We start from the raw sequence: 7,247 nt of genomic DNA, 5'->3' as shown, positions 1-7,247 counted from the left end.
GAATGAAGTTTCCCTGACGCCGGCCGTTACTTGTCGTGGGGGTGGGGTAAGGCGGCCAACACCTACTAAGCGAAGTAGGAGCTGGCCCAGTTGGCCGTCATGAAGGAGGATCCCGTGAGTCACGTGTCCCAGATGCTCGACACCTACCCCGCCGATCTCGGTGGGGTCGACAAGCAGGCATTGGCCGAGTGCATCGAGGCCTGTTTCGCCTGTGCGCAGACGTGCACCGCCTGTGCGGACGCCTGCCTGAGTGAGGAGATGGTCGCCGAACTCGTCAAGTGCGTGCGGACGAACCTGGACTGTGCGGACGTGTGTGACACCACCGGGCGGGTGTTGTCGCGGCACACCGGGTACGACGCGAACGTCACCCGGGCGGTGCTCGAGGCCTGCGCGGCCGCGTGCAAGGCGTGCGGCGACGAGTGCGAGCGGCACGCCGGCATGCACGAGCACTGCCGGATCTGTGCCGAGGCGTGCCGTCGTTGCGAGCAGGCCTGCCTGACCCTGTTGAAGGCGCTGGGCTGACAGCGGTCCGTGCCGCAGGAACCGCAAGGCCCCACCCCCGGGGCAACCTGCGCTGATTGCCCTACGGAAACCCAGGAGTCCCCCATGTACGGACGAACGATGCGTGTACTGCGCGTGCTGGCGGCATCATTGGCCGCCGGCGTTCTACTGGTGCCCACTGCGGGCGCCGCCGCGACGCCAAGCCGGGACAGCCGACACGGCGACAGCCGTACGGTCCGCCACGACGTCACTTACATCGCCATGTTCCTGCCGCACCACCAGACCGCCGTGCAGATGGCCACCGTGGCGCGCGACAAGGCCACCAACCCGCAGGTGCGGCGCCTGGCGGCACACATCGTGGAGGAGCAGAGCCGTCAGATCGCGCAGATGCGGGCGTGGCTGCGCAAGCATGACGCCGAGCCGATGCCGCCGCCGGCGCCGGTGCGCGAGATGAACCGGCAGGACATCGACATGCTGCGTGACGCGCGCGGCGTCCAGGTCGACCGGCTGTTCCTCATGATGATGCGCCCGCACCACGCGCAAGGGGTGGCCGAGTCCGAGGACGAGGTCGAGCACGGTCGGAACGCCTTCGCCGTGAACCTCGCCCGCACGTCGGTGGCTGACCAGTCCCGCGAGATCGCCCTGATGAACGACCTGCTCGCCGCCCTGACCTGATCCTGCCCTGCACAAGCTCGCTGCCCGTCGCCGACACGTCACGGCGACGGGCAGCTGCCTCTACCCGTACCGGGTATGGGAATGGTATACGTGTAGTGCGCGTGTGGCGGCCCTTCGCCCACGGGGGAAGGGAACCATGTCCGGGGGTGTCGCAGGCGTCGTGGAGACAGGCAGGCCGACGCGTCGGCCTGCGCGGCCCCGCGGGAGCGGGCATTCAACGGAATGCTCCCCCGGATCGGGCGACCGCCGTTGGGTAGGACGTACGTGGGCGAGCCGCTCCGCGAATCAAGCTGGCCGGCGCCGTCAGGCTGCGCGCCTCCGCTGCGGCGATGTAAGTCGCCCGCAGCCACGGGAAGGACTTATGGCCTGGGGTGAGATAACTGGTCGACCTTGCCGCGGTCGGAAAGGGGAGTTACTGTGCCCGCTGTCCTGTCATTGCTCGCAGTCGCCGGCACGCTGGTCCTGGGCCTGTACGCCGCCTCGTTCGCCTGGGCGGCGGCGCGACGGCCGGCCGTCTCGCTGCCGTTCGAGTCCGGCATGCTGCCGCAGCAGCACGCGGCCTCCCGCTACCACGCCCGCTGGTATGCGGTGACGATTCTGTTCCTGGCCTTCGACATGGAAATGATCTTCATGTATCCGTGGGCGGTCGTCGTTGCCGACATGGGCGCGGGCGCCGTGGTGGAGATGTTCGGGTTCCTGGCCATCCTGCTCGTCGGTGTCGTCTACGTCTGGCGCGAGGGCGCACTCCGATGGACCTGACCCGCAGACTCCGTGGCTGGGCGCTCGCCCGTCCCCGGGTCCTCGTCGTCGACGGTGCCGGCAGCGACCCGCTGCGGTGGACCGTTGAGTCCGAGCTGGACCGACGTAGCTGGCCGTTAGCGCAGTCACCTGCCGAAACTGACCTCCTGCTGGTGCTCGGGACACCAGGGTCGCACCTGTCCGCCGCCGTCGACGTGCTGTGGGGACAAGTTCCCCAACCACGCCTCCGGCTCGACGTCACCGACGAGCACCAGATAGCAGGCCTCTTGGACACCGCTGTGCCGCTGCTGGCGCGGGCCGCCGAGAGCCCCGACGAGACCGTTCCTCAGGCCATGCCGGACGCCGACGGCTCCAGCGCGGCATCCGCCGACGACACGGCACACGATGCGATGGGCAAGGAGCGCTCGGCCGCCATGACCGCTGCCCACCATGGGGACGACGGCATGGATCACGCGGGGCATGAGGGCATGGGTCACGCTGGCCATGCCGGTCACGACGTGAGTGGTCACGGGAACCATGAACCGCAGAACGGTATGGAGCATGGGGGCATGGGCCACGAGGGCATGGGCCACGAGCGCCAACCCGGTGCGGCTGACGCCGGTCACGCCGGTCACACCAGTCATGCCGGTCACGGTGCGGGCGCTCACGGGAGGCCTGAGGTGCCCCGCGGTGAGCACGAGGGCGTAGTTCACCCGGCGCACGAGGACATGGGCCACGCGGCGCACGGCCACAGCGACCAGCCGGGCACCACCGCCACGGGCCACGTCGCTGACGATTCTTCCAAACTCCCGACCCACCGGACAACAGGCCATGACGCCGCGGACGCCCCGTCGCGCCGGCACGGTCCTGAACACTCCGAGCATGCGGCGCACCCGGCGGGCCAGGACCACGCCGGCCACTCAAGCGGCCACGCCATGGCGCACGATGCGCACGGTGGCGGCGGGCACGCGGGCCATGAAATGCATCACGGCGGTACGGTCGCCGGGCTGGCCATGGCTCAGACGGGACCGGATCGTGACGGCCTGCAATTGGATGTCCTGCGGGTGTCGCTGGGGCCGGTGCTACCGGGATGGCCGACCGGACTGGTGCTCCGCGCCGAGGTGCAGGGCGACGTGGTGGTAGCTGCGCAGCTGTCCTGGTTGGATGACCGGCGCGGCGGGAACGCCGGCGAACCGCGCCGAACAGCCCTGGACCGCCTCGCATCCTTCCTCACGGTCGCGGGGTGGATCACGGCTGCCCGTGACGCCCGGCGGGCACGGGACAGCCTCGGCTCGCCCGACTCCGGGCACCGGGGCGAGGCGGCCGAGCTGGCTCGGGCGGTCGCGCGACGGGTACGCCGTTCCAGGAGCCTGGCATGGACACTGGGCGGCGTCGGACGAGTCCAGCATGGGACAAACGGCGTCGCCGGTGACGAGATTCTGGATCGGATCCGGCGGTGGTGCGACGTCGCTGCCGGGGACGACGCCGGAGGCTTGACCGCCGTCCCGCTGGACGACGTGGCAGTGGCGCTGACGGGCGCGGAGCTTGGCACCGTCCGCCTGATCGTGGCGAGCGTCGAGCTGGGCCGGGCGGCGCCCGTCCCGAAGGCGGAGGCGACCCATGCCTGACATGTCCCCGCCGGAGGAGGCTCAGGGACCGGCGGTCCTGCTGGTCGTCGTGGTCGGCCTCGCCCTGGCGTGGCTGGTGGCCGGTGCGGACAGGTTCGCGGTGACCGGGGGACCGCTGCGTTCGTTCGTCGAGCCGGTCCGGTCCGGGGTGCGCCTGCTGCTGGAGCAGCGGCGGACCACGCTGGCGCCGGACAGGTTGCTGTGGCGGGTGGGATGCGTCGCGGTGCCCGTGCTGGCTTTGCTGTCGCTCGCCGTCGTGCCGATCGGCGGGCAGACACTGTGGTCCACCAGTGCCGATCTGGTGTGGTTCAACGCGATGGAGGCTCTGTTGTGGGCCGCCGTCTGGCTGGTGGGATGGGGGCCGAACGCTTTCCACGCCCTGACAGGCGGATACCGGTTCCTCGCTCAGGGTCTGGCCTACGAGCTGCCCCTGATGTTCTCCTTGATCACTGTGGGTGTGGCCGCGGGCTCCTTGCGCACGACGGACATCGTGGCGGCGCAAGCGGACCTTTGGTTCGTGGTGACGATGCCGGTGGCGTTCGTGACGTTCATGGTCACCGCAGCGGCCTTCGCGTTCTGGGGGCCGTTCGCCGCGCCGGTGGGTCCCGACATCGCCGGAGGCGTGCGTTCGGAGCTGTCCGGGGTCGATCGCTTGCTGTTCGAGCTGGGCCGCGCGGTCTTCCTCGGCGCCGCCGCGGCGATGGGCGCGGCGTTGTTTCTGGGAGGCGGGTCGGGGCCGTGGCTGCCCGGACCCGTGTGGCACCTGCTGAAGACGATCGCCGTCGTCGTGGCGCTCGTCGCGGTGGGCCGTCGGGTGCCCGTGCTGCGGCCCGACCGGACCGTCGAGGTGGCCTGGATGGTGCTCGTGCCGGCGACGGTGCTGCAGACGCTCGTCGTCGCGGTGCTGCTGATCTCCGGCTTCTACCCCGGCTGAGGAGGAGGCTGTGGTGACTGATCTGTCGGGATGGGCAGTGACGGCGGTGGCCGTCCTCGGCGTCTGCTCGGTGGCCTGCGGGATCGCGGTGTTCGTCGTCGACTCGATGGCCCGGGCCACCTTCGCGCTCCTGGCGTCGTTCCTCGCGGTCGCCGGTGTGCTGCTGGTCCTCGATCTTGTTTACCTCGCCGTGGTCACGGCCCTCATGATGACGATCGAGATGGCGATCATGGCCGTTTTCATGATCATGTTCATGATGAACCCGGCCGGCCTGATGCCGATGACGATGGTGCACAACGCCCGCGGTTCTGCGGTCGCCGGCGCGGGCGTGTTCGGGGTGCTGGTCGGGGGGATCTGGACGATCGACTGGCCGGTCCGGCGCGGCGCCGTTCCCGTCGATGCGACCCGCCAGCTCGGTGAGGCGATCATGGGCAGTCACATGCTGGTCATGCTGGTGACCGGCGTCGGTCTGTTCGCCACCATCCTGGCCGGCACGGTTCTGGCCACCGCCCGCGGCCGCTACGACCGCTTCGGCGCGGACCTCACCGGCGCCAAGCCTGACGATCCGATCCCGGGAGGGCTGCCCCGATGAGCGGTGATGTCGGGCTGCAGATCCTGCTGACGGTGGCGGCGGGACTGGTCGGCGTCGGGCTCTTCGGGGCCCTGTCCCAGCAGTCCATCGTCATGGTGATGATGGGCCTCGAGCTGGTGCTCAACGGTGTTCTCCTGGCCGCCGGTGCGGCGTGGTACTTCATCGCGCCGGACCTGCCCGACGGGCAGATGCTCGCGGTGATGGCGCTGGTGGTCATGGCGGTGGAGATGGCGATGGGCTTTGCCGTGACGGTGGCCATCTACCGCGCCCGGCAGGTCGACATGGTCGACGCGGCCCGGGATCTGCGCGGATGAGCGGCGCACGGACGGCCCTCGGGATCCTGGTGCTGCTGCCCGCGGCGCTGGGTGCCGTGCTGCTGCTCGCCGGTCGGCGCGCCGACCGGATCGCCGGGGCCACGGCGGTGTTCGCCACCGCGGGAGCGTTTGCTCTGGCGGTGATCGTCGCCGGCGCCCGGCCCGGCCTGTCGCTGCCCTTCCTCAGCGCCGTGCCGGGCGGAGAGCTCGGCTTCGCCGTCGACGGGCTCTCCGCGGTGCTGGTGCTGATGGTGACCACCGTCGCGGGGCTGATCACCGTGTTCGCCCTCGTCGACCTCGCCGCCACCGCCGCGCGCGCCCGGTTCTTCGGCTACTTCCTGCTGTTCATCGCCGCGATGCTCGGCACGGTCACGGCGACCACCCTGCCGGCCTTACTGCTGGCCTGGGAAGTGATGGGCGCAACGTCGTACGCGCTCATCGCCTACCGCTGGCAACACCAGGGCAGGGTCGGCGCGGGCACCCGCGCCTTCGTGACCACCCGCGCCGGGGACCTGGGGCTCTACGTCGCGGCCGGCGCGGCACTGGCCGGCACAGGGAACCTGTATCTGGGGGGACTGGCCACCGCGGACGGCGGCTGGGCTGATGCGGCTGCGGCCGGAGTGCTGATCGCGGCGCTCGGCAAGTCCGCGCAGCTGCCGTTCTCGGCCTGGCTGTCGGGCGCGATGGCAGGTCCGAGCCCGGTCAGCGCACTGCTGCACTCGGCCACGATGGTGGCGGCGGGCGGATACCTGTTGCTCCGCACTCAGCCGTTGTTGGCGGCGACCGGATGGGCGGCCGACGCGGCTGCCTGGGCCGGTGCGCTCACCGCCCTGGCTCTCGGCGCGGTGGCGGTCGCCCAGCGGGACCTCAAGCAGCTGCTCGCCGCCAGCACTGCGGCCCAGATCGGATTCGTCGTGCTGGCCGCCGGCGTCGGCGCCACCGCCGGCGGAACCGGGCAGCTGGTCGCGCACGCCGCCGTCAAGGCGGCACTCTTCGTGGCCGCCGGGGCCTGGCTCACCGCCTTGGGCAGCAAGTTGCTGGCGAGCCTGCGCGGCGCCGTCCGGCGGTATCCGGTACTCGGCGTGGCGGCCACCGCTGCCGCGTTCGCCCTGGCCGGCTTGCCGCCGCTGTCGCTGTGGGCGACGAAGGAGTCCATCCTCGCGGAGACCGACGACGCTGCGCTACGCATGGTCGGCCTGGCCGCTGCCGTGCTGTCGGCCGTCTACGCCGGCCGGATACTCGCCGTCGTCCTCGCGCGCCCGACCGGGGCGGAGCCACTCGACGCAGAGGAGGAGGGCACCCGCAGGGTCCCGGCCGGCGCGACGGTCGTCGCGGTGGTCCTGGCGATCGCGGCCGCCGGGTTCGGCGTCCTCGCCGTCCCGGCGGCGGCCCGCGTACTCGGCGACGTCCTCGGCGTCGAGGCACACCCCGCTGACGGCGGCGATCTGATCCTCGGCGGCATTCTGGCCGCCGTCGCGGCGGCGGCGACCGTCGCCGTCGGGCGGGCGCGGCCGGGCGCCTTCGACGCCCTCGACCGCAGCCCACTCGGCGCGTGGGCCGGTCTGGGCCGGCTGCTGTCGCCCCGTCCGGCGATGGCGGTCGCGCGCGCCGTGGCGTTCCTGGACGACCGGGTCGTCGACGCGGCGGTCCGGGGTGTGGCCCGGGGTGTGGCCCGGGTCGCCGTGGCGCTGGGCCGCGCGGACACCGACCTCGTCGACGGGGCGGTCCGCGCCACCGCCCGTGCCGTTCGGTGGGCCGGCGCGGCCGCGCGGCGTCCGCAGACCGGCCTGGTGCACCAGTACTACGTGCAAGCCGTCGCCGGCCTCGGCGTCCTGCTCGTCCTCCTCCTGGTGGTGAGGTGACCA

The 7,247-nt window shown here is 71.6% G+C and carries 8 protein-coding genes; all 8 read left to right on the top strand.

The window, feature by feature from the left end:
• The first annotated feature begins 114 nt into the window (after positions 1-114).
• The 8 genes from Sya03_RS30030 to Sya03_RS29995 all read left to right on the top strand — a co-directional run bounded on the left by Sya03_RS30030 (position 115) and on the right by Sya03_RS29995 (position 7,244).
• Positions 115-522 carry a four-helix bundle copper-binding protein gene (locus tag Sya03_RS30030; protein WP_239107953.1) on the top strand — a complete coding sequence of 136 codons (408 nt, stop codon included), beginning with the start codon at positions 115-117 and terminating at the stop codon, positions 520-522.
• Between the two features lie 84 nt (positions 523-606).
• Positions 607-1,176: a DUF305 domain-containing protein gene (locus Sya03_RS30025; protein ID WP_203941815.1), complete on the top strand. Its 570-nt coding sequence runs from the start codon at positions 607-609 to the stop codon at positions 1,174-1,176.
• A gap of 417 nt (positions 1,177-1,593) precedes the next feature.
• Positions 1,594-1,935, top strand: coding sequence for an NADH-quinone oxidoreductase subunit A (locus tag Sya03_RS30020; protein ID WP_370872055.1), 342 nt, complete (start codon positions 1,594-1,596; stop codon positions 1,933-1,935).
• Positions 1,926-3,542, top strand: a complete 1,617-nt coding sequence (locus tag Sya03_RS30015) for a hypothetical protein (protein WP_203941814.1) — start codon at positions 1,926-1,928, stop codon at positions 3,540-3,542. Before Sya03_RS30020 ends, Sya03_RS30015 begins: the two co-directional genes overlap by 10 nt.
• On the top strand, positions 3,535-4,476 hold the full coding sequence (locus tag Sya03_RS30010) for an NADH-quinone oxidoreductase subunit H (RefSeq protein ID WP_203941813.1): 942 nt from the start codon (positions 3,535-3,537) through the stop codon (positions 4,474-4,476). The genes Sya03_RS30015 and Sya03_RS30010 overlap by 8 nt, the downstream gene beginning before the upstream one ends.
• Positions 4,477-4,486: 10 nt before the next feature.
• Positions 4,487-5,068: an NADH-quinone oxidoreductase subunit J gene (locus Sya03_RS30005; RefSeq protein ID WP_203941812.1), complete on the top strand. Its 582-nt coding sequence runs from the start codon at positions 4,487-4,489 to the stop codon at positions 5,066-5,068.
• Positions 5,065-5,382 (top strand): NADH-quinone oxidoreductase subunit NuoK, encoded by a 318-nt coding sequence (locus tag Sya03_RS30000; RefSeq protein ID WP_203941811.1) that lies wholly within the window; start codon positions 5,065-5,067, stop codon positions 5,380-5,382. Before Sya03_RS30005 ends, Sya03_RS30000 begins: the two co-directional genes overlap by 4 nt.
• On the top strand, positions 5,379-7,244 hold the full coding sequence (locus Sya03_RS29995; RefSeq protein ID WP_203941810.1) for a proton-conducting transporter transmembrane domain-containing protein: 1,866 nt from the start codon (positions 5,379-5,381) through the stop codon (positions 7,242-7,244). The genes Sya03_RS30000 and Sya03_RS29995 overlap by 4 nt, the downstream gene beginning before the upstream one ends.
• Positions 7,245-7,247 lie beyond the last annotated feature (3 nt).

Source organism: Spirilliplanes yamanashiensis, assembly GCF_016863475.1.
Taxonomy (GTDB): domain Bacteria; phylum Actinomycetota; class Actinomycetes; order Mycobacteriales; family Micromonosporaceae; genus Spirilliplanes; species Spirilliplanes yamanashiensis.
This window is presented reverse-complemented; position numbering and strand designations above follow the sequence as displayed.